Annotated in this window: 17 protein-coding genes, 2 tRNA genes and 1 pseudogene; 9 read left to right on the top strand and 11 right to left on the bottom strand. The window is 73.0% G+C overall.

Annotated features, from left to right (window positions below):
• Positions 1-1122: a globin domain-containing protein gene (locus ACIA5A_RS11250; RefSeq protein WP_396759570.1), complete on the bottom strand. Its 1122-nt coding sequence runs from the start codon at positions 1120-1122 to the stop codon at positions 1-3.
• Positions 1123-1242: 120 nt separating this feature from the next.
• Between ACIA5A_RS11250 and ACIA5A_RS11245 the strand changes: the two genes are divergently transcribed.
• Positions 1243-2016 (top strand): CPBP family intramembrane glutamic endopeptidase, encoded by a 774-nt coding sequence (locus ACIA5A_RS11245; protein WP_396759567.1) that lies wholly within the window; start codon positions 1243-1245, stop codon positions 2014-2016.
• Here ACIA5A_RS11245 and ACIA5A_RS11240 read toward each other — a convergent pair.
• Positions 1977-3152: a hypothetical protein gene (locus ACIA5A_RS11240; protein ID WP_396759564.1), complete on the bottom strand. Its 1176-nt coding sequence runs from the start codon at positions 3150-3152 to the stop codon at positions 1977-1979. The genes ACIA5A_RS11245 and ACIA5A_RS11240 overlap by 40 nt on opposite strands.
• Before the next feature lie 683 nt (positions 3153-3835).
• Between ACIA5A_RS11240 and ACIA5A_RS11235 the strand changes: the two genes are divergently transcribed.
• Both ACIA5A_RS11235 and ACIA5A_RS11230 read left to right on the top strand, forming a co-directional pair.
• Positions 3836-3926 (top strand) — tRNA-Ser (locus ACIA5A_RS11235).
• A 36-nt stretch (positions 3927-3962) separates the two neighbouring features.
• Positions 3963-4035, top strand: a tRNA-Arg gene (locus ACIA5A_RS11230).
• A 59-nt stretch (positions 4036-4094) separates the two neighbouring features.
• Here ACIA5A_RS11230 and ACIA5A_RS11225 read toward each other — a convergent pair.
• The 5 genes from ACIA5A_RS11225 to ACIA5A_RS11205 all read right to left on the bottom strand — a co-directional run bounded on the left by ACIA5A_RS11225 (position 4095) and on the right by ACIA5A_RS11205 (position 8556).
• Positions 4095-5057, bottom strand: a complete 963-nt coding sequence (locus ACIA5A_RS11225; protein ID WP_396759561.1) for an ABC transporter permease subunit — start codon at positions 5055-5057, stop codon at positions 4095-4097.
• Positions 5054-5953 (bottom strand): ABC transporter ATP-binding protein, encoded by a 900-nt coding sequence (locus ACIA5A_RS11220; protein WP_396759558.1) that lies wholly within the window; start codon positions 5951-5953, stop codon positions 5054-5056. Before ACIA5A_RS11220 ends, ACIA5A_RS11225 begins: the two co-directional genes overlap by 4 nt.
• A complete protein-coding gene (locus tag ACIA5A_RS11215; RefSeq protein WP_396759555.1) occupies positions 5950-6345 on the bottom strand; it encodes a GntR family transcriptional regulator in 396 nt (131 codons plus the stop codon). The genes ACIA5A_RS11220 and ACIA5A_RS11215 overlap by 4 nt, the downstream gene beginning before the upstream one ends.
• Positions 6346-6415: 70 nt before the next feature.
• Positions 6416-6982, bottom strand: a complete 567-nt coding sequence (locus tag ACIA5A_RS11210; protein ID WP_396759552.1) for an RICIN domain-containing protein — start codon at positions 6980-6982, stop codon at positions 6416-6418.
• An 89-nt stretch (positions 6983-7071) separates the two neighbouring features.
• Positions 7072-8556, bottom strand: coding sequence for a tannase/feruloyl esterase family alpha/beta hydrolase (locus ACIA5A_RS11205; RefSeq protein ID WP_396759549.1), 1485 nt, complete (start codon positions 8554-8556; stop codon positions 7072-7074).
• Between the two features lie 334 nt (positions 8557-8890).
• On the opposite strand from ACIA5A_RS11205, the gene ACIA5A_RS11200 reads away from it, so the two are divergent.
• Positions 8891-10552: a cellulose-binding protein gene (locus ACIA5A_RS11200; RefSeq protein WP_396759546.1), complete on the top strand. Its 1662-nt coding sequence runs from the start codon at positions 8891-8893 to the stop codon at positions 10550-10552.
• A 78-nt stretch (positions 10553-10630) separates the two neighbouring features.
• Here the strand turns inward: ACIA5A_RS11200 and ACIA5A_RS11195 are convergent, their stop codons facing one another.
• From ACIA5A_RS11195 to ACIA5A_RS11180, 4 genes and pseudogenes are all read right to left on the bottom strand, one after another.
• Positions 10631-11590, bottom strand: a complete 960-nt coding sequence (locus ACIA5A_RS11195) for a helix-turn-helix transcriptional regulator (RefSeq protein WP_396759543.1) — start codon at positions 11588-11590, stop codon at positions 10631-10633.
• A gap of 161 nt (positions 11591-11751) precedes the next feature.
• On the bottom strand, positions 11752-12858 hold the full coding sequence (locus ACIA5A_RS11190; protein ID WP_396759540.1) for a sensor histidine kinase: 1107 nt from the start codon (positions 12856-12858) through the stop codon (positions 11752-11754).
• A gap of 77 nt (positions 12859-12935) precedes the next feature.
• Positions 12936-13025: pseudogene (locus ACIA5A_RS11185) on the bottom strand (response regulator transcription factor); the annotation flags it as partial.
• 5 nt (positions 13026-13030) lie between these two features.
• Complete coding sequence (locus ACIA5A_RS11180; RefSeq protein ID WP_396759537.1) at positions 13031-13861, bottom strand: VanZ family protein; 831 nt, start codon at positions 13859-13861, stop codon at positions 13031-13033.
• Positions 13862-14104: 243 nt separating this feature from the next.
• On the opposite strand from ACIA5A_RS11180, the gene ACIA5A_RS11175 reads away from it, so the two are divergent.
• The 5 genes from ACIA5A_RS11175 to ACIA5A_RS11155 all read left to right on the top strand — a co-directional run.
• Positions 14105-15076, top strand: a complete 972-nt coding sequence (locus ACIA5A_RS11175; protein ID WP_396759534.1) for a helix-turn-helix domain-containing protein — start codon at positions 14105-14107, stop codon at positions 15074-15076.
• Between the two features lie 102 nt (positions 15077-15178).
• Positions 15179-17449, top strand: coding sequence for a glycoside hydrolase family 44 protein (locus ACIA5A_RS11170; RefSeq protein WP_396759531.1), 2271 nt, complete (start codon positions 15179-15181; stop codon positions 17447-17449).
• 103 nt (positions 17450-17552) lie between these two features.
• Positions 17553-18419, top strand: a complete 867-nt coding sequence (locus ACIA5A_RS11165) for a hypothetical protein (protein WP_396759528.1) — start codon at positions 17553-17555, stop codon at positions 18417-18419.
• A complete protein-coding gene (locus tag ACIA5A_RS11160) occupies positions 18409-19449 on the top strand; it encodes an alpha/beta hydrolase (RefSeq protein ID WP_396759525.1) in 1041 nt (346 codons plus the stop codon). Before ACIA5A_RS11165 ends, ACIA5A_RS11160 begins: the two co-directional genes overlap by 11 nt.
• 239 nt (positions 19450-19688) lie before the next feature.
• Positions 19689-20452 (top strand): non-reducing end alpha-L-arabinofuranosidase family hydrolase (locus ACIA5A_RS11155; RefSeq protein ID WP_396759522.1); only part of this gene is annotated, 764 nt, incomplete at its 3' end.

The following is a 20452-nucleotide window of genomic DNA, read 5'->3' as shown; positions in this document are numbered from 1 at the left end:
CTAGAGGGCGCCGAACGTGTCGTAGCGGATGTGGTCCGGCGGGACGTCGTCGGCGGCGAGCGCCCGCAGGGTCGCCCGGACCATGGCGGCCGACCCGGAGACGTAGCAGTCGTGCGTGGTCCACGGCCCGTAGCGGGTGACCACCTCGGAGACGTCACCGATCTCGCCGGCGAAGTCCGGGTCGTCGCTGCACGCCGGCGTCACCGACAGCCAGGGGTGCGCCGCCACCAACTCCTCCAGTCCGGCCAGCCCGTACAGCTCGTCCGGGTGGCGGGCGCCGTAGAAGACGTGCACCCAGCGGGTGCGGTTGACCCGGGTCAACTCCTCCACCAGCGCCTTGATCGGGGCCAGCCCCACCCCACCCGCCACGCAGAGGACGTCCCGGGTGGAGTCCGGGTCGAGCGTCATCGAACCCATCGGCGCGGCCAGCCGCAGCAGGTCACCCGGCTTCGTCCGGCGCACCAGCGCGCCGGACACCCAACCCGCGCCGCCCTCCGGCGTCCGGACGTGGAACTCCAGCACGTTCTCCTCGTTCGGCGCGTTCGCCACCGAGTACGTGCGCCAGGTGCGCGGCAGGTGGCGGGGCACCTCCACGCTGACGTACTGGCCGGCCTGCCAGGGCAGCGGGTCCTGCAACGCCCGCACGGTCAGCACCGCCGTGTCCGGGCCGTGGCGCTCGTGGGTCAGCACCTCGGCGTGCCAGAACGGCGGGTTCGCGTCGGCCGCCGCGCCGGCCTGCATCCGCTCGCTGATCCCGGCGTACGCGTCCCGCCACGCCTGGTCGTACTCCAGGTTCCAGCCGTCCCCGGCGACGCTGCGCAGCCCGTCCAGCAGGGCGACGCCGAGCGTCTCGTAGTGCTCGGCCGTGACGTGGTACTTCCGGTGGTCCCGGCCCATCCCGCGCAGGTAGTCGTCGAACGTCTCCGGGTCGTCCATCGTCTGGGCGGCGGTGACGATCGCCTCCAGCAGGCGGTCCCGCTGCCCGCTCATCTGCACTGGGAAGAGCTTGCGCAGCTCCGGGTCGAGCAGGAACAGTCGGGCGTAGAAGTGGCCGCAGAGCCGGTCCCCGTGCTCCTCGACCAGGGCCCAGCTCTCCTTCAGCAGCCGCGCGACGTTCTCCACAGGCACGCTCCTTCTCCGGACGGGCGGATCGGCCCCCATAGAATGTCCACGGAGCGTGTCGGCCGGTCGCACACAATGTGCGATCGGCTCATCTGCCGTCCGGAGTGGTTTCATGGTCCGGTGACGGTTGACGAGCTGGCCCGGCCGGTGTCCCGCCGGATGCTGGGCACCGAGACGCTGCTCGTGCTCGGTCTCTCCCTCGGCCAGTCGGCCGTGTACGCGCTGGTCTCCCTGGTCGCCAAGCTCACCGCGTCGGGCGGGCTGTCGAAGCAGACCGCCGCGCTGAACACCTCCGCCTCGGCCCGGCCGTACCTCGACCTCACCTACCAACTGCTCGGGATCGTCTTCGCGCTGCTGCCGGTGCTGCTCGCCGTACACCTGCTGGCGCGCGACCCGGGCGACCCGGCGCGGACGCTCGGCGTCGACCTCCGGCGGCCCGGCTCGGACCTGGCCCGCGGCGCCGGCCTGGCCGCGCTCATCGGCCTGCCCGGGCTCGCGCTGTTCTGGGTGGCCGCCCAGCTCGGCGTGAACGCCACACTGGTCCCGGCCGCGCTGCCGGACCTGTGGTGGGCGGTGCCGGTGCTGATCCTCGCCGCCGTGCAGAACGCCGTGCTGGAGGAGGTGATCGTGGTCGGCTACCTGGTCACCCGGCTGCGGCAACTTCACTGGCGGCTCGGCGCGGTGCTCGCGGCCAGCGCCGTGCTGCGCGGCTCCTACCACCTCTACCAGGGCTTCGGCGCGTTCGTCGGCAACGCCGTGATGGGCGTGATCTTCGGGCTGTTCTACCTGCGCACCCGCCGGGTGGCCCCGCTGATCGTCGCGCACACGCTGCTCGACGTGGTCGCCTTCGTCGGCTACGCGCTGCTGCCCCGGTCCTGGTTCGGCTGGCTCTGACCCGTGCCCCGGTAGCGGCCGACCGCCCGCGCGGCGACCCGCTCGGCGGCGGCCGTGCCACCGGTCGCCGCCGCCAGCACCGCCGCGCCCGGCAGCAACCGCGCGGCCAGCCGCAACCCGAGCCAGCCGCCGGCCTGCGCGGCCACCGGCGTGGCCAACCGCCAGGCCGCCTCCGCCACCCGACCCCACGGCCCGTCCGCCGGCTCACCCGCCGACCGGGCCGCCGCCAGCGCCGCCCGCGCGGCCCCCTCGTCCGGGTGCACCGACGTCAGCACCAGCAGCTCCGCCGCCCGGTCCGGGTGCGCCGGATCGTGGCCGTAGGCGGCGGCCACGTGCAGCACCAGGTTCGCCTGGGTCCACAGCACCGCCGCCAGCTCGGCGGCCGGCGCGAACAGGCCGGCTCCCGCCGCGAGCCCGCCGCCGGTGCCGGCCATCCGGACGAACCGGCGGGTCGCCAGCCGGGCCACCCCGTCCGCGTCCGCCTGCGGGTACGCCTCGCGGACCCGCGCCACCCAGCTCCCGGCCCGCGGCCCGAGCGCGTCCACCGCCGCCAGGGCCAGCAGCTCCGGCGCGAACCCGGGGTGGTCGCGCAGGCGCGGCCCCACCGCCCGCCAGCCCGCCACCGGGGTACGCGCCACCGCCGCGACCCCGGTTGCCGCCGGTTCGACACCGGTCGGCTCCGGCCTGGTCGGTCGCTTGTCGGACTGCTCCGGCCCGGGCCGCTCGTGCCGGGTCTGCTCCTCCTGGCTGGGCTGCGTCCGCGCGGGCTGCTCACCGGTGACGGCGACCCCGCCGGCCGCCTCGTCCGACGGCGGCTCGACGCGCGCCCGTCTGGCGGGGCGCTTCGCCGGGGTGGTCTTCGCCGCCGGCGCGGCCTTGGTGGTCCGGCGGGCACGAGGGGCCCGGGGCGCGGCGGCGGCCTCATCGACCGCTGCCCCGTCCGTCGGAGCCGACTCCGCCCCGGCCGGCGCGGTGAACTCCGGTGCGACGGTTGTCTTCCGGGGCGTGGCGGGAGCCTTCCGGGTGGCCTTCCTGGCCGCCTTCTTCTCGGCGGGGGCGCGGCGTGCCGACCCCTCGCCGACCGGGATCTCCGAGACCTGCGGCGTGGCGGTCGCCTCCTCCCCGGCGGTCCCCACGTGTGGGTTCCCCTGCCCGGCGGAGGTGACCGGCCCGGGCGTCGCCTCGCCGGAGACGGTTCGCGGCACGGCCGGGCCGGCGTCGGCCGGGGGCGGTGTGCCGTCGGCTGCACCGGGCTCGGCCGGGGACGGCGTGGCGACCCGAGTATCGGGGCCGACCGGGGACGGCGCGGCGACCTGGGCTCCGCTGTCAGCCGGGGGCGCGGCCGACACGCTGGGCTCGGCAGGTGCGGGCGGCGCGCCGGAGTCACCCGTTTCGGTTCCGCCGGATGGCGCGTCCGCCGGTGTACCCGGAACGGGCGCGGACCGCTCGGCGGCCGGGCGTGGGCGCGGAGCCGGCGGGACGTCGGTGGCCGGCTCGGGTGGCTGGAACAGGACCGTCGGCGCGGCCCGTCGCGCCCGCCTGCGCGGCGGCGCCTCGCCGGGCGCGTCGGTGGACGGCGGCTCGGGAGCCGGCGGTGGGCTGAAGGTCGGTCGTGGGGAGCGGCTCCGCCGGGCCTTGTCGGCGGGCTCGCGACGGGGGGTATCGCTCGGCGGCTGCTCCTGCATATCGATGGAGCGTAGTCGGCGAGGTGACCTGGCACACGGCGAAGACACGGCGACTCGGCGGGGTGCCGGTAGTCGCTTTGCCCCCGGCGGGTGCGGACCTGTATCCTCGGGCGCGGTGGCCTCCGGGTCACCGGGGAGACTTCGCCTAGTCTGGTCTATGGCGCCGCACTGCTAATGCGGTTGGGGTTTTAAAGCCCCTCCCGGGTTCGAATCCCGGAGTCTCCGCGCGAAAGCCGGTTGTGTAGACTGGCCGAGCACCAAGCGCCCGTAGCTCAATGGATAGAGCATCTGACTACGGATCAGAAGGTTAGGGGTTCGAGTCCCTTCGGGCGCACGTCACGAAAAGGCCGTGATCAGCGAAAAGCTGATCACGGCCTTTTCGCGTCCCGGGCCTTAGATCGTGCGGCGTCGTACCCGCCACACCACCACACCGATCAGGATCGTCGCGACGGCGACGAACAGAGCCGACTCGACGAGCTGGAACGTCCAGAACCGGTCGGCCGGGTGGTAGACCCCGAACCGCTGGATCCCCCGCGCGTGCAGGAACTGGTTGAGGTTGGTGCCGGCCCGGTCGGCGGCGCCGGCCAACTCGTCGTACTCGGTCCGGGTCAGCCTGCGTCCGGTCGCGTCCGCGTAGCCGCGTTCGACAGTCCAGTCGGCGAGGCCGGGCGCCCGGCCCTTCGCGCCGTCGGCGGGGACCGGGGCCATGGTGGTGAGCGGCGTGGCGTACGCGGGCCGGGCCAGCAGCGCCACCGACATCCGGGCGGCCAGGAACGCCCCGAACGCGACACCGAACGCGGGCAGGCTGCGCCGCAGGATCGCCCCCGCGGCGGTGGCGACGCCGAACGCGAACAGCGCGTACGCCACCGGGACGATCCCTTCCAGGTCGAAGGCGTCGTACTGGAACCGCCCCTCCCACGCGTCGAACGGCTGCCGGAACCAGGTGAGCACCGCGGTGAACAGTCCGGTGAGCGCGACGGTCACGCCGGCCAGCGCGGCGAGCTTGGCGGCCAGCCAGCGCATCCGGGGCACGGCCTGGGTCCAGGCGAGCTGCCAGGTGCCGTCCTCCAGTTCGCGGGCGAGCAGCGGCGCGCCGAGGAACGCACCGATGACGACGGGGACCAGGTAGAAGGCCGCCAGGAGGTTCTCGACGTAGCCGTACTCCTCGTCGAGCCGGCGGAAGGAGGCCGCGCAGCCCTCGCCGACGCCGGCCGCTCCCGCACAGCGGGCGGGCCCGCCGGGGAACAGGTCGTGGGCCTGCGTCCCGAGCAGGAGCAGGGCGACGCCGAACATGCCGACGAGCAGGCCCAGGACGCAGACCTCGGTCCGGTGCTGGCGCCAGATCAACCACGTCATGCCGCCACCTCCGGGGTGACGGTGGCGCCCGGCTCGGACGGCCGCCGCAGGTACGCCAGCACCAGGTCCTCCAGCGCGACCGGCCTGGCCTGCCACCCGGGCGCGGCCGGCAGCCCGCCGTCGCGCACCAGCAGGGTCGTGTGCCGGTCGCTGTGGACGGCCTCCACCACGGCGTCGGCCCGCTCGACGTCGTCGGCCGTACGCGGGCCGACGAGCAGCCGGTGCTCGGCGAGGAGGGTGTCGATGTCGCCGGTCAGCGTGACCCGGCCGTCGTTGAGCACGACCAGGTGGTCGCAGACGCGCTCCAACTCGTGCACGACGTGGGAGGAGAACAGGACGGTCACCCCGCCCTCGGCGACCGCGCCCATCAGGACCTGGAGGAACTCGTGCCGGGCCAGCGGGTCGAGGCTGGCCACCGGCTCGTCGAGGACGAGCAGGTCGGGCCGTTTCGCCAGGGCCAGGGCCAACGCGACCTGGGCCTGCTGTCCGCCGGAGAGCGTGCCGGCCCGGCGGTCGAGCGGGATGCCCAGCTTCGCCAGCCGGCGCTCGGCCAGCCCCTGGTCGAACCGCAGGTTGCAGGCCCGGCCGAAGCGGAGCATCTCGGCGACGGTGAAGCGCTTGTAGAGCGGGTGGTCCTGCGCCAGGAATCCGATCCGGGACAGGGTGTGCGGGGTGCTGGCGGTGACGTCGTGGCCGAGGACCTCCACGGTTCCGGTGGTCGGTGCCAGCAGCCCGACGGCCAGGCGCAGCAGCGTGGTCTTGCCCGCGCCGTTCGGCCCGACCAGGGCGATCACGCCGCCGGCCGGCAGGGTCAGGGTGCAGTCGCGCAGCGCCCAGCCCTTCCGGTACCGCTTGCCGACACCGTCGGTGCGCAGCGCGACGTCGGTCCCGGTCACGCCACGTCCTCGTTCCTGGTCTGCTGGTGGACCGAGGCGAAGAGCGCGTCGACCGCCTGCTCGTCGAGGCCGGCGGCGTAGGCGCGGCGCAGCCAGGTCGCCAGGCCACGGTGCAGCGACGTGTACGTCGACGGCGACATCGGGGCCGGCTGCTGCTCGTCGACGAACGTGCCCTGGCCCGGTCGGCCGGTGACCAGGTTCTCCTGTTCCATCTGCCGGTACGCCTTGGCGACCGTGTTGGGGTTGATCGCCAGGTTCTCGACCACCTCGCGGATGAGTGGGAGGCGGTCACCGGGTCGCAGGAAGCCCAGCAGCACCGCCTGGCGGACCTGCTGGACGAGTTGGAGGTACGGCGGCACGCCCGAGCGGGTGTCGAGCCGGAAGACGAACACGGAGACCCCTTACTGCTGCTTTACTAGGAAGATAGTAAAGCAGCAGTAAGGGGTCAACAGCGCACGCCGCCTACGCCTGCACCGCCGGCGTCCAGGAGAAGATGGCGTTGTTCGTCGTGCTGCAGGGGTAGAGGATCAGGTCGGATCCGTTCGACGTCGTGCTGCCCTGCACGTTCAGGCACTTCGCGGGGTTCAGTCGGCTCTTGAACTGGTAGAAGTCGAATCCGCCGATCTTCCGCACGAACTGCGGGTACCACTGGTCGTTCAGCGTTCCGCTGCCGCCGCAGGCGTACTGGACGATCTTCGTGCTGTTGACGTCGGTGCTGCCCTTGATGTTCGCGCACATTCCGGTCTTGCCGTTGACGATGCGCTGGTAGCCGCTGGAGGTGGGCCGGAAGATCCACCGCTGGTGGAGCGGCGTGACCCCGCCGCCCCAGGTCGCGCAGGTGTAGACCTGGACCTGCGCGCTGGATGCCGTGGAACCGCCCTGGACCTCGACGCACTTGTCGACGGCGCTGGCGGGAAAGACCTCCCACGGTCCGTTGTCCGCGGCGAAGGCGACGGACGGTGCGACCCCTCCACCGACGGCGACCCCGACCAGTGCCGCGATGACGGCGCCGAATTTACGTAGCTTCATACTCGTTACCCCCGGTTGGTCGAGCGAACAACGGGCCCGACCCTACCCAACGCAGTCAAGCATGTGCATTGAGCACTGCGTTGCGTGGGTCAGTTCCCGATGTAGTGGTAGTCGGCGTTCAGGCTGCCCGGTGCGGCCGGCGGCGGTGACAACGCGTCCGACGGGTCGACGGTGAGGAAGCGCACCAGGTCGGGCGGGTCGGTGGAGGTCACCGTCGGCACGTCGATCGCGCCGGGCGCCACGCCCCGCTCCACCCAGGTCATCAACGGCGTCAGGAACTCGGGTACGCCGATCTCGCTCGGCCTGTCCACCTCGGGCCCGAACAGGCAGTGGTATCCGCCGGGGATCAGGTAGAGGCGGGAGAACCGCTGGCTCGCCGCGTACCCGCCGGCGTGCCGCTCGACCGCGGCGTACCAGTCCAGGGTGGCGAACGGCGAGATCTGCGCGTCGGCCCAGCCGTGGAAGACGAGCAGCTTGCCACCGTGCGCGCGGAACGCGGACAGGTCGGGTGACGTGGCGTTGTAGACGGCGTCGCCGAGGATCTGGAGCCGGTCGAAGGTGGCCTCGGTGAAGGTGACGTCGTCCAGGGTGAAGCCGGCCGGCGGGTTCCGCGGGTACGCCAGATTCCTGAAGTACGCCAGTCCGATCCTCGCCGCGAGCGGGTCCGGTCCCACGAACCAGCCGTTCCAGCTCAGCTCCGACCCGTACGCGAAGCCGCCGTTGTAGAGGTTGCGGCCGCGCGCGTCGGACGGCCCCCGGTAGGCCGCCACCGCCACCGCGACCTGCGCGTCGGTCAGGCAGTCGGGCCGGTCGGCGCCCTCGCACCGGATGGACGAGGGCTGGAAGCCGCACGTGCGCGGGTCCTCGATCAGCTCGCCGCAGGCCCGCTGGACGGCGGCGTGCAGCACCGGCAGCTTGGCCGGCGTGAGGATGCCGCCGCTGTTCTTCCGCGTCAGCCACGCGTTGGCGAGCGCGAGCGGCGCGAGGTTGTGCGCGGGCGCTCCGGCCAGGATGCCGTCGAAGTCGGCCGGGAAGCGTTCGGCGAGGTTGAGCCCCTGCCGGCCACCGGTGGAGCAGCCGTCGAAGTACCTGTGGGTCGGTTCGCGGCCGTAGAAGCGTCGCGTCACCGCGTCGGCGTACACCCTGAGTTTGTGTTCCGAGGTCAGCCCGAAGTCGACGCGGGCGGCGACGTCGTGCGCCGCCCAGTCGCCGTCGCCGAAGTCGGCGCCGGTGTGCCCGCTGTCGGAGGCGGCGAGCACGAGCCGCTTGTCCCGCGCGGGGGCGCACTGGAAGCCGAACAGCGGCAGGGTCAGTTCGGGCACCGCGCCGCAGAGGCCGCTGCATCCCTGTTGGACGTACTGTCCGGTCCAGCCCCGCAGGGGCAGTTTGATCTCGTATCTCTCGTGCGGCGGCAGCGTGCCCCTGACGTCGCAGTAGTCGTCGTCCGCCACGGCGGACTCCACCCCGGGCAACCGGGTCAGCCCGGCACACCGACCAGGCGTGGCCGGTGCGGCCGGCGCCGGCAGCGCCAGCACCGGTACGGCGGCCAGCACGGCCATCAGGATTCGCCTCATGGCTCCCGACGCTACGGACGCGCCACGGCCGGCGGATCGGTCCGCGGACCGGCTTCCGACTCGGTCTCCCGACGGAGCCGGCAGTGTTGAGAAGGGGACCCTTCTCTACCGGAGGCGTTAAGAAGGGGCCCCGCCTTGCGTCGGGGCGGTGCTGCGGCTGGCCTCTGCAACAAACCTGCACATCCAATCGCTTGCGTATTCGGTAAGCGCTTTCTTAGCCTGTGTTTCATCGATGTTTCGATCCCTGTCCGGGTTGGATGTGCGCACGCGAAGCCACTTCCGGTGTCGGGCGTCCATGCGGCGTCCGCACCGTTCCCACCGTCGAGGAGAAACAGTGAGAGACCTCGTGCGACGCCGGCTGCTCGCCGGCGGAACCGCCCTGGCGGCGGCTGTCGCGGTCGTTGCGGCAATGCCGGTCACCCAGGCGTCCGGCGCATTCGGCAAGCCCGAATCAGAATCCATCAACGTCAATGCAACTAACCTCAGTATCGGGGCCGGCGCGGACGGCTCCAGCAAGGCCGCCGGCACCAGCTACGGCAACGTGGTCGACGGCGACATGAACACCTGGTGGTCACCGTCCGGCTCGACCGGCCGCATCTCGGTCAAGTGGGGCTCCGCCGTCACGGTCGCCTCGATCGCCATCCGGGAGGCGGCCGGCGCCGTCGGGGTCATCGGCGGATGGCGGGTCGTCAACAACGACACCGGCGCCACGCTGGCCAGCGGCACCGGCGCGGGGGTCATCACGTTCGCGGCCACCTCGCTGAAGAAGATCAACTTCGAGATCACCAGCGCGACCGGCAGCCCGAGGGTCGCCGAGTTCGAGACGTACGCCTCCGGGTCGAGCACGCCGCCACCCACCACCCCGCCGCCGACGACCGGGCCGACCACCCCGCCACCGACCACGCCGCCCCCGTCGAGCGGCACGCTGTACGTGGCGCCGACCGGCACCGACGGCGCGGCCGGCACCCAGGCCAACCCGACGACGCTCGCCTCGGCGATCACCCGCGTCGCCGCCGGCGGCACGATCTACCTGCGCGGCGGCACCTACCGCTACACCCAGACCGTCACCATCGGCCAGGGCAACAACGGCACGTCGAGCGCGCGGAAGAACATCTTCGCCTACCCGGGTGAGACGCCGGTGCTGAACTTCTCGGCCCAGAGCGAGGACCCGGCGAACCGGGGTCTCCAGGTGGGCGGCTCGTACTGGCACATCCGGGGCGTCGTCGTCGAGCGGGCCGGGGACAACGGCATCCTGCTCGCCGGCAACAACAACATCATCGAGCGGGTGGTGACCCGGCACAACCGGGACTCCGGGCTCCAGCTCTCGCGGCTGGTGGCCAACGCGCCCCGCGACCAGTGGCCGTCCAACAACCTCGTCGTGAGCACCGAGTCGCACGACAACGTCGACTCCGACGGCGAGGACGCCGACGGGTTCGCCCCGAAGCTGACCGTCGGGCCGGGCAACGTCTTCCGCTACACCGTGTCCCACAACAACATCGACGACGGATACGACCTCTACACCAAGAGCGACACCGGGGCGATCGGCGCGGTGACCATCGAGTCCTCCCTGGCCTACGACAACGGCACGCTGAGCAACGGCGGGCAGGCCGGCAACGGCGACCGCAACGGCTTCAAGCTCGGCGGCGAGGACATCGGGGTGAACCACGTGGTCCGGGGCAACATCGCCTACCACAACGGGCAGCACGGGTTCACCTACAACCGCAACGTCGGCTCGATGACGGTGTCGAACAACGCCAGCGTCGGCAACACCGAGCGCAACTTCAACTTCGACGGCGGCTCCTCGGTGTTCCGGAACAACACCTCGTGCAGCGGCGGCGCGAGCGACCGGATCGTCGGCAACTCCGACAGCTCCAACCAGTTCTTCTCCGGCAGCAACGGGTCCCGGTGCACGTCGTACTCCGGCGCCCTCGGCTGGTCCTTCGCCTCCGACGGCCGCCTCGTGGTGACGTTCGGCGGCAAGGTGGTCACGCCGTAACGGGCGGGCGGACGCCGGCGTCACCCTCGCGGCGGCGCCGGCGCCCGCCGGCCACGGATCGGGTACGAGTCCCGGCGCTCACGGCGTGCGGGGACGCGGTGGCTCCACAGGTGGCGAGCCGAACCGTCGCTGGCGGGCGGCAGCGAACCGCTTCGGGTCGGCCCATCCCCAGCGCCGGGCGATCTCGGCCACCGCGAGGCCGTCGGCCGGGTCCGCCCGGCGCAACTCCAGGTCGGCCCGTTCCAGCCGCACCCATCGCAGGTAGGCGGTCGGGGTGGTGTCGAGGTGCTGGCGGAACGCCAGCCGCACCGCGCGAATCGTCGTGCGGGCCTCGGCGGCGGTGTCGGCGAGCGTGATGTCCCGGTCCGCGTTCTCCTCGATGAACGTGACCGCGCGACGCAGCGCCCGGGGATGGGCGTCGCGGCGGTCGGAGATCGTGGGATCGCTGAGCGCGTCGTTCGGGAAGACGCTCAGGGCGGTGGCGACCAGCAGCCGGGCCACGCTGCCGGCCAGCAGTGGCTCACCGGCCGCCCCGAGGTCGACCGTCTCGCGGGCGTACCCGTAGACGGTCTCCCACGTCTCGGCGGCGGCCGCGGAGACGGGCCGGTGGCTGGTGAACCGGACGGACCCGGCGCGGCGGCCGGGCGCGGTCTCCGCGACGCTGTCCAGCAGCACCGGGTCCAGGACCAGGCTGTGGAAGTCGACCTCCGCGCAGTCCGCGATATAGTCGCGCTCCGGCGACACGGGAATGAACGCGTCACCGGGGCCGTACGCGGTCTCCCGGCCGCCCGCCGGGTGATAGGCGAGCCGGCCGGTGTCGATACGGCAGATGACCACCAGACCGATCGCCTCGCTCCGCAGGTCGGAGTGAAGGCCGAAGGTGACCCGGTCGAGCCGCGCCGCCGGCGTGATCGCGGCAACCTCCAGCCGCAACCTCGGCGGTACGTCGCCGACCTCGACGCGGATGTTCCCGCCATAGCTGTCGCGGAGCAACTGCTCAGATGCCTCGACACCGGTAGCCTCGAAGACCTGCCCCATGCGCACTCCTCGGGGTGCAACCGCCATGCGGCGCGCAGCAACGACGGCGCGCCACCTGCCCCGTCCGCAGCCAGGCATCATTGTCCGGCAGACACGAACCCTCTCGGAGCAGGCGACGTTCCGTCGGCGTGCCGGGCTGTCCACCATCCCGGCGAAAGGCGTCAGGAGCGGCTTGGTAGCCGCACCGTGACGAGGAGCCCGCCGCCGGCACCGGGGGCGAGGTCGAGCGTCCCCTCGTGGGCGCGGACGACACTCCGCACGATGGCCAGGCCGAGGCCGGCGCCGGCGTGCCCGCCGCCGCGTACCCGGTCCGTGCCCCGCCGGAACGGCTCGGTGAGCGTCGGCACCAGGTCCGGTGGCAGCGGCGGTCCGGTGTTCACCACCCGCAGCACGCTGGCGTCGCCGGACGTCGTGGTGCGGACGGTCACCGTGCCGCCGTCGGGCAGGTTGTGCACGACGGCGTTCTCGACCAGGTTGGTCACCATCCGCAGCAACAGTTCGGCGGAGCCGCTGGTCGGCGCCGCCCCACCGGTCACCTCCAGCGTGACCCGGCGTCGTTCGGCGACGGGGAGCAGCGTCTCGGCGGCCTCCTCGGCGAGCAGGGAGAGGTCGACCGGCTCGTGGGTCACCACGCCACGGTCGCCGCGACCGAGCACCAGCAGCGCCTCGGTGAGGTCGATCGCCCGCCGGTTGACCTCGTGCAGGCGGGTGACGAGTTCGTCCCGGTCCCGCGTCGGGTCGTCGCGGGCGACGTCGAGCAACGCCCGGGAGATCGCCAGCGGGGTACGCAGCTCGTGGGAGGCGTTCGCGGCGAACCGTCGCTGCTCGGCGACGTGCGACTCCAGTTGGTCGAGCATGGTGTCGAACGCGTCGGCGAGTTCCCGGAACTCGTCCCGCCGGCCCGGCATCCGGATCCGGCGCGACAGGGAGCCGGTGCCGGCCGTGCGGGCCGCCTCGGTGATCCGGGTCAGCGGCGCGAGCATCCGGCCGGCCAGGAACCAGCCGCCGAGCAGGCCGAACGCGAGCAGGAACGCCAGCGTCTCGGCCGCCCTCGGCGCGAAGACGCGCAGCAGGTGGGACCGGACCGGGAAGACGCCGGGGGTGAGCGTGTCGGCGGAACCGGGGACGATGAGCATGGCCCGGTCGGGGACGTAGCGCAGCAGGAACACCCACACGGCGGTGAGCAGCAGGGCGCCGGCCAGCACGAGGAACCCGGCGTAGCTGAGGGTGAGTTTCGCCCGCACGCTCAGCCCCGGCCGCCTACCCATGCTCGTCCCCGGTCGCCGGTGGCGTCCCGATGCGGTAGCCGACACCGGGCACAGTGGTGATCAACCATGGTTCGCCGAGCCGTTTGCGCAGCGATCGCCTCCAGCCGCAGCCCGTCCCGGACGGCCTCGGCCAGGTAGGGCTCGTCCTCCACGATCAGCACGCGCATGCGACTCAGTCTGCCCGGACCGGCGCGGGACGGGACCGGTCCGGGCTCGTTGCCCCGGCCCGCCACCAGCGGCGCGACGCCAGCCCGAACAGCGCCGCGCCGGCGGCGTTGACGAGCACGTCGTCCACGGACGAGACCCGGTCCAGTCGCAGGACGTACTGAAGGGTCTCGATCACCGCCGAGCCGGCCGCGCCGAGCGCGAACAGTCGCGGCACGGACGCCAGCGACCGGAACCGCAGCGGCGCGAAGAACCCCAGCGCCGCCAGGACCAGCAGGTTGCCGCCGATCCCCAGCGGTCCCATGTCGACCAGGTCCCGCAGCGGGACCAGGCTCACCCGGCCCGGGACGACACCCGCCCCGGGCCCCGGCATCAACGTCATCCAGACGAACGGCACGGTGCCGTAGACCAGGCCCACCTCGGCCACCGACCTCCGCCACGCCGTCGCGGCGTCCGGCGCCCGACGGCACCGGGCCAGGGCCCACGCCGCCAGCGCGGCCAGCGGCAGTCCGACAAGCGTCATGAGCAGCACACCGTTCTCGGTGTCGAGGCAGCCGTGCCACCGCCCGGCCCGGCACGCCGGCGCGGCCATCAGCAACGGCCGCCGCACGACGAACGCCACGCCGGCCACGCCGAGGGCCGCCAGGGCGACGAGCACGACCCTCGGCGTACGGCGGGAGTCGCCGGAGCCCTCGCCGGGCGTGGCCCCGGTGACGCCCGGCCGGGTGGCCGGCGGGATCCGGCCGGTTCCGGACGAGCGCGCCGCCGACGCGCCCCGGGCCGGCCCGACGCCGGCCGGCCTGCGCCGGCTGACGCCCCCTGTCGGTTCCAGGTCCATGGCGATGATCCCTTCCGGGCGATCGGGTGCCGGCGGTACGCGGCGGCTGTCCTCCCCCCACCCAAGCCGGTGGGCCGTTGCGCGGGCGTATGCGTTTCCCGATGCGGCCGCCACACTCCGCGTCCACGCCGGAGCGGCGGCGGTCAGGGACACGACGTTCGGGACATTTGCCCACAACGGCATCCCGCCTAGGCTGGGCTCGACACGGGGTCCAGCCAGGAGCGACATCGCCGAGGAGGACTCATGATGGGATCGGCCGGGCCGCCCCGGCAGACCCGGTTCGTGTCGTCGGAGCCGGACGAGGCGCGCGACTTCATCGGCCGGGTGTACGACTCGCACTTGCGGGTCGGGAACGCGGTGAGCGGCGGCATGTGGGTCGGCTTCGACCGGGTGGAGTTCGGCGACGTCAACCTGAGCGCGGTGCGGATCTCGGCGGACCTCGACTTCCGCATGGAGGGCGGCGACCAGATCCTCATCGCCACCGTCAAGGCCGGCCGGGTCGACTACGTGCGGGGCCGGGACAGCGCCCGCTACGGACCCGGCGACACGTACCTCGGCAGTCGGTCGGAGGTGCGGTGGGACGCTCGGCTGCACGGTCCGGACCTCGACGTCGTCGGCCTGCCGGAGTCCCTGCTGCACGAGGTCGCCGGCACCGCGCCGGACCGGTCGGGTGGGCACTGGCGGCCACTGTCGTGGCAACCGTTGCCCGGATGCGCCGCGCAGTGGCGTACCACCGCGCGCTATGTCCGGGAGTTGTTCGAAGGGCCGCAGGTCGCGACCGAGCCACTCATCCTCGGTGCCGCGGTGCGGATGCTGGCCGCGACCGCGCTCACCATCTTCCCGAGCGACGTGCTCCCGGGGCCGAGCGCGACGGACCGGCACGACGCCCATCCGGCGACGCTGCGCCGGGCGATCGCCTTCATCGAGTCCCAGCCGCATCTCGACCTGGGTGTCGCCGACATCGCCCGTGCCGCGAACGTCACCTCCCGCGCGCTCCGGCTCACCTTCCGCCGGCACCTCGACACCACACCCCTGGCCTACCTGCGGCGGGTCCGACTCGACAAGGCCCGGGAGGAACTGGGCCGGGCCACCGCCGGCGACGACCGGACCATCGAGTCGGTCGCGAGCCGCTGGGGCTTCGCCGACCCCTCCCGCTTCGCCGAGCGCTACCGCGACGAGTACGGGGAGTCGCCCGACCGGACGCTGCGGCGCTGACCTCGGGGTCGCCGGCGGAGTGTTGACGCGACAGGCTAATCGGGGCAGGCTGTGGAAGCGCTCCCAACGGCGAGCTTCGATTTCCTCAGGAAGGAAGAGCTCGTGCGTCCCACCACAGCACTGCTCCCCGTCGTGCTGGCCGCCACCCTCGGTGGCCTGGCCCTGCCGACGCCCGCCCAGGCCGCGACCGGTCCGGCGCTGGCCGTCGACGTGACCGCCGGCCGGCACGCGATCAGCCCGTACGTCTACGGCATGAACTTCGCCGACGAAGCCCTCGCCCGGGAGCTGCGCCTGCCGGTGCACCGGTACGGCGGCAACGCCACCACCCGCTACAACTTCCGCACCGACACCACGAACCGCGCCTCGGACTGGTACTTCGAGAACATCCCGAACGACAACGCGGACCCGGCCAGCCTGCCCGACGGCTCGGAGAGCGACAGGTTCGTGCAGCGGAACAAGGCCACCGGCACGGACACGATCATGACGGTGCCGATGATCGGTTGGGTCGCCAAGGACCGGGCCCGGTCGTGCGGCTTCAGCGTCGCCAAGTACGGCCCGCAGGAGTCCACCGACCAGTGGGCGCCGGACTGCGGCAACGGGAAGAAGCCGGACGGCAGCCTGATCACCGGCAACGACCCGGAGGACACCAGCGTGGCGGTCGGGCCGGAGTACGTCACCGACTTCGTCACCCACCTGAAGGGCCGGTTCGGCGCCGCCGGCGCCGGCGGGGTCCGGTTCTACAACCTGGACAACGAGCCGGACCTGTGGCACGCCACCCACCGGGACGTCCGTCCGGTCGGGTTGGGCTACGACGAGCTGCGCGACCGCACCTACCAGTACGCCGCGGCGATCAAGAAGGCCGATCCGGGCGCGAAGACGCTCGGCCCGGTCGGCTGGGGCCTGAACTCGATCTTTTACTCCGGCCTGGACCAGGACACCTGCTCACGGACCGGCTGCTGGTCCAACCCGCCGGACAAGGCCGCGCACGACGGCCAGGACCTCGGCCCGTGGTACCTGGACCGGATGCGGGAGTACGAGCAGCAGCACGGCACCCGCATCCTCGACTACTTCGACGTGCACCTCTACCCGCAGCAGTCCGGCGTCAGCGGCTCCGACGCGGGCGACGCCGCCACCCAGGCGCTGCGGCTGCGCTCGACCCGCCAGCTCTGGGACCCGACGTACACCGACGAGAGCTGGATCAACCAGCCGGTCCGCTTCATCCCCCGGATGCGTGACCTGGTCGACAAGCACTACCCGGGCACGAAGATCGCGATGACCGAGTACAGCTGGGGCGGGTACGGTTCGCTCAACGGCGCGCTCGCCCAGGCCGACGTGCTCGGCATCTTCGGCCGCGAAGGGCTCGACCTGGCCAGCCTCTGGACCGCGCCGACGGCCGACCAGCCGGTCGCCGACGCGTTCCGCATCTACCGCAACTACGACGGCGCCGGCGGCGCGTTCGGCGAGACCTCCGTCCGGGCCACCAGCGCCGACCAGGACAAACTGGCCGTGTACGCGGCCGAGCGCACCGCCGACAAGGCGCTGACCCTGGTCGTGGTGAACAAGAGCGGCGACGCCCTGACCAGCCCGGTGGCGCTCACCGGCGCCTCCGCCGGCAGCGCCCAGGTCTACTGCTACAGCGGGGCGAACCTCGCCGGGATCGTCCGGGAGGCCGACCAGCCGGTGACCGCCGGCGGCTTCACCGCCACCTTCCCGGCCAACTCGATCACCCACCTGGTGCTGCCGCGCGGCACGACCCCGGGTGACACCACGGCGCCCACCACGCCGGGCAAGCCGACCGCCGGCACGGTCACCGCGGACAGCGTCGCGCTGAGCTGGACGCCGTCCACCGACGACACCGGCGTCACCGGGTACGACGTGCACCGGGTGGACGCCACCGGCACGGTCAAGGTGGGCAGCGCGACCGGCACCACGTACACGGTGACCGGGTTGACCGCGGACACCCCGTACACCTTCGTGGTGACCGCGCGCGACGCGGCGGGCAACGTCTCGGCGGTCTCGCCCGGGTTGGCCGTGCGGACCGCGCCCGCCACCCCGACCGGCGGCTGCTCGGTGGGATACGCGGCGAACAGTTGGCCGGGCGGCTTCACCGCGACCGTCACGGTCACGAACACCGGCACCACCGCGATCGACGGCTGGAAGCTGGCGTTCGACTTCCCCACCAGCGGCCAGAAGGTCGGCCAGGGCTGGTCGGCCACCTGGAAGCAGACCGGGACGGCGGTCGCCGCGGAGAGCCTGAGCTGGAACGGCAGGCTGGCCCCCGGCGCGTCCACAGGCATCGGCTTCAACGGCACCTGGAGCGGCACCAACCCGGCGCCCATCGTGTTCACCCTCAACGGCCGCCGCTGCGGCTGACCCACCGCCCGGTCCCATCCGTACCGGCGGTCACACCGCGCCTGTCCGGTCCCCGAGATGGCTACGCTTCTGGTGTGGCCGGGGACGGGGCGACGCGATGGAGATGACCGATCTCCGACTGGTCGTCGCCGCCGGGGCGCTGGCCGCCGTCGCGGCGGCCGGTGCCGTGGCGGTGTGGCGGCGCCGACCCCGGCCCGGGGTGGCTCTCCGGGCCGGGGTCGTGCTGCTGGCCGAACTCCTGCTGGTGACCGCGGTGGCCCTGGTCGTCAACCGGGCCGAGGGCTTCTATCCGACCTGGCGGGCGTTGGCGCAGAACGGCTCGACCGCGCGCCGCACGCCCGACACGCCGGGCCGGCTCGACGCGACGGTCCGACGCCTCGCCCTCGGCGCGGACCGGCCGGTCGCGATGCCGTGGCGGCCGCCGTCGCTGGCGGCGTGGCCGGGGGCCGGTGTGACGGTGCAGGTGCCCGCCGGTTATCTGGGTCATCCCTCGTGGCGGTATCCCGCCGTGCTGGTGCTCTCGTCGCCTGTCGACGGATGGACGGACGGGCGGGTGCTGACCGCCGCGCGGCAGGACGCGCCGGCCGTGGTGGTGGTGACGGTGCGGGCCGGGCCGGACGTGGACCCGGGGGTGCTGGCGACGCGGATGCCGCAGGACCTGGAGCGGGACCTGAGGGTCACCGGGCACCGCTGGGGCCTCGTCGCGTCCGGCCACGTCCGGCGGTTGGCGCAGGCCGTCGTCGGGCGCGACCCGGGGCGTTTCCCGGTGCTGGCGATCACCGCCGGGCCCCGGCCGTCGGGGCTGGCGGCGGGCCTGCGATCGGTGGGCGGGGAACTGCCCGCGCCGCTCGCGGCGCCGGCACCGGTGCTCGCGCCGTCGGCCGCGCCGGCACGACGTCACCCGGCGGGACACCACACGCCGCCGACCCGTGCTCCCGTCTCCGGGATCGGACTCCGCCGTGGCTCCTGACAGCCCGGTCCTGCTCGGCCTGCTCGCCGCGCTGGCCGTGCTCGCGCCGGTGGTGACGGCCGTGGTCTGGGATCGCGGCGACCGGTGGCGGCGATCGGCGGTACGGGCCGGCGCGGCGACGCTGTGCCTGGTGACGCTCGTGTCGACGGTCCTGGTGGCGGCGAACCGGCAGGCCGAGACGTACCCGTCCTGGGCGGATCTGTTCGGCACGGCGGGCGCGGGGGAGGCGGTGCCGGCCGACCCGCGGTCGGCGGGGGACCGCTCGCCGGGCAACTTCACCACAGTCGACGTGGCCGGCACGGCCAGCGGTGTGTCCCTGCCCATGCTCGTCTACCTGCCGGCCGCCTACGACGCCGATCCGGCGACGCGGTTCCCGGTGGTCGAGGCGTTCGACGGGTTCCCCGGCTCGCCCCGGAGCTGGGTGCGCGGGTTGGGCGTGGCCACCTACCTCGACTCGGAGATCAGCGCCGGCCGGATGGCGCCCACCGTCGTGCTCTTCCCGCCGCAGACGACCGATCCGGCGCTGGACACGGAGTGCACGGACCTGACCGACGGTCCACGGATGGAGACGTTCCTGACCGTGGACGTGCCGGCCGCGGCCCGGGCCCACCTGCGGGTGCGGAACGACCGCGCGGGCTGGGGCCTGATCGGCTACTCGGCCGGCGGATACTGCGCGACGAACCTGCTGCTGCGCCATCCCGACCGCTTTCTCGCCGGTGCGAGCCTGTCCGGGTACGCCGATCCGGGCATCCGGGTGGGCGACGGCAGCGAGCACACCACGAACGACGACCGCTGGCGGCTGCGCCACCTGCCCCAGCCGCCCGTCGCCCTGTATCTGGCCTGTGCGCGGACGGACGTGCCGGCCACCCGGGACACCAGCGCCCTGGCCGGGTTGGCGCACGCGCCGATCGACCTCACCACGACCTTCCTGGCCGTGGGCGGGCACAACATGCAGACGTGGCGGGCGTTGGAGCCGTCCGCGTTCGACTGGCTGTCGAGTTGGCTGGCCGCGCCCTCGGTCCGCCAGTGACGATCAAGCAATGGGCAGTGGTCGATGTTAACGTCACCATGAGTCGGCCCGATGATGCGACGAAGTTACGACTTGACGAACGTCGTGTTATCGCCCACATTCGATGGTCAAGGACGAGGCTGGGACTCACCGGGCAGGTCTCCCTTGTCGAGACGTCGCGCGCGGACGAGTGCGTGACCTCTTGTTAGCGCTAACACCTGGCGGTTCCACCGTCCGGGTCCAGGCCTTCGAGGAGGATCATGTTTGGCTTTGGTAGGTCCCCATCGGTCACCTCCCCGCCGTCGCGGCGGCGGGGATGGGCGCCCCGGGTCGTCGCGGCCGGCGTGACGGCGGTGCTGGCCGGCGTCGGCGCCACCGCGGTGCTGTCCACCCCGGCCGCCGCCGCGACGGTCGACACCAGCGCCTGGTACGTCCTGGTCAACCGCAACAGCGGCAAGGCCCTGGACGTCTACAACCTGGCCACGAACGACGGCGCGCGGATCGTGCAGTGGGCGCGCAACAACGGCAACCAGCAACAGTGGCAGTTCGTCGACTCCGGCGGCGGCTACTACCGGCTCCGCTCGCGACTCTCCGGCAAGGTGCTCGACGTCTACAACTTCTCCACCGCCAACGGCGGCAACATCGTGCAGTGGACCGACGGCAACGGCACCAACCAGCAGTTCCGACTGGCCGACTCCGACAGCGGCTACGTCCGGCTGATCAACCGGAACAGCAACAAGGTGGTGGAGGTGCAGGGCGCCTCGACCGCCGACGGCGGCAGCATCGTCCAGTACGACGACTGGAACGGCAGCAACCAGCAGTGGCAGCTCGTCCGCGTCGACGGCGGGGGCAACCCCACCACGCCGCCGCCGACCACGCCCCCGCCGGGTGGCACCTGCACCCTGCCGTCGTCGTACCGGTGGTCGTCTACCGGTGCGCTGGCGCAGCCGAAGTCGGGCTGGGCGTCGCTGAAGGACTTCACCGTCGCGCCCTACAACGGCAAGCACCTGGTGTACGCGACCAC

Origin of the sequence: Micromonospora sp. NPDC051300, assembly GCF_044455315.1 — a bacterium.
GTDB lineage: Bacteria > Actinomycetota > Actinomycetes > Mycobacteriales > Micromonosporaceae > Micromonospora > Micromonospora robiginosa.
The sequence above is the reverse complement of the archived record's forward strand: the minus strand, read 5'-3'. Positions and strand labels throughout refer to the sequence as shown.

Bases quoted from the DNA above. Each gene is read 5' to 3' on its own strand.
- ACIA5A_RS11210 (WP_396759552.1), bottom strand. From the start codon at position 6,982: ATGAAGCTACGTAAATTCGGCGCCGTCATCGCGGCACTGGTCGGGGTC.
- ACIA5A_RS11205 (WP_396759549.1), bottom strand. From the start codon at position 8,556: ATGAGGCGAATCCTGATGGCCGTGCTGGCCGCCGTACCGGTGCTGGCG.
- ACIA5A_RS11165 (WP_396759528.1), top strand. From the start codon at position 17,553: ATGACCGATCTCCGACTGGTCGTCGCCGCCGGGGCGCTGGCCGCCGTC.
- ACIA5A_RS11175 (WP_396759534.1), top strand. From the start codon at position 14,105: ATGATGGGATCGGCCGGGCCGCCCCGGCAGACCCGGTTCGTGTCGTCG.
- ACIA5A_RS11190 (WP_396759540.1), bottom strand. From the start codon at position 12,858: ATGGGTAGGCGGCCGGGGCTGAGCGTGCGGGCGAAACTCACCCTCAGC.
- ACIA5A_RS11180 (WP_396759537.1), bottom strand. From the start codon at position 13,861: ATGGACCTGGAACCGACAGGGGGCGTCAGCCGGCGCAGGCCGGCCGGC.
- ACIA5A_RS11195 (WP_396759543.1), bottom strand. From the start codon at position 11,590: ATGGGGCAGGTCTTCGAGGCTACCGGTGTCGAGGCATCTGAGCAGTTG.
- ACIA5A_RS11225 (WP_396759561.1), bottom strand. From the start codon at position 5,057: ATGACGTGGTTGATCTGGCGCCAGCACCGGACCGAGGTCTGCGTCCTG.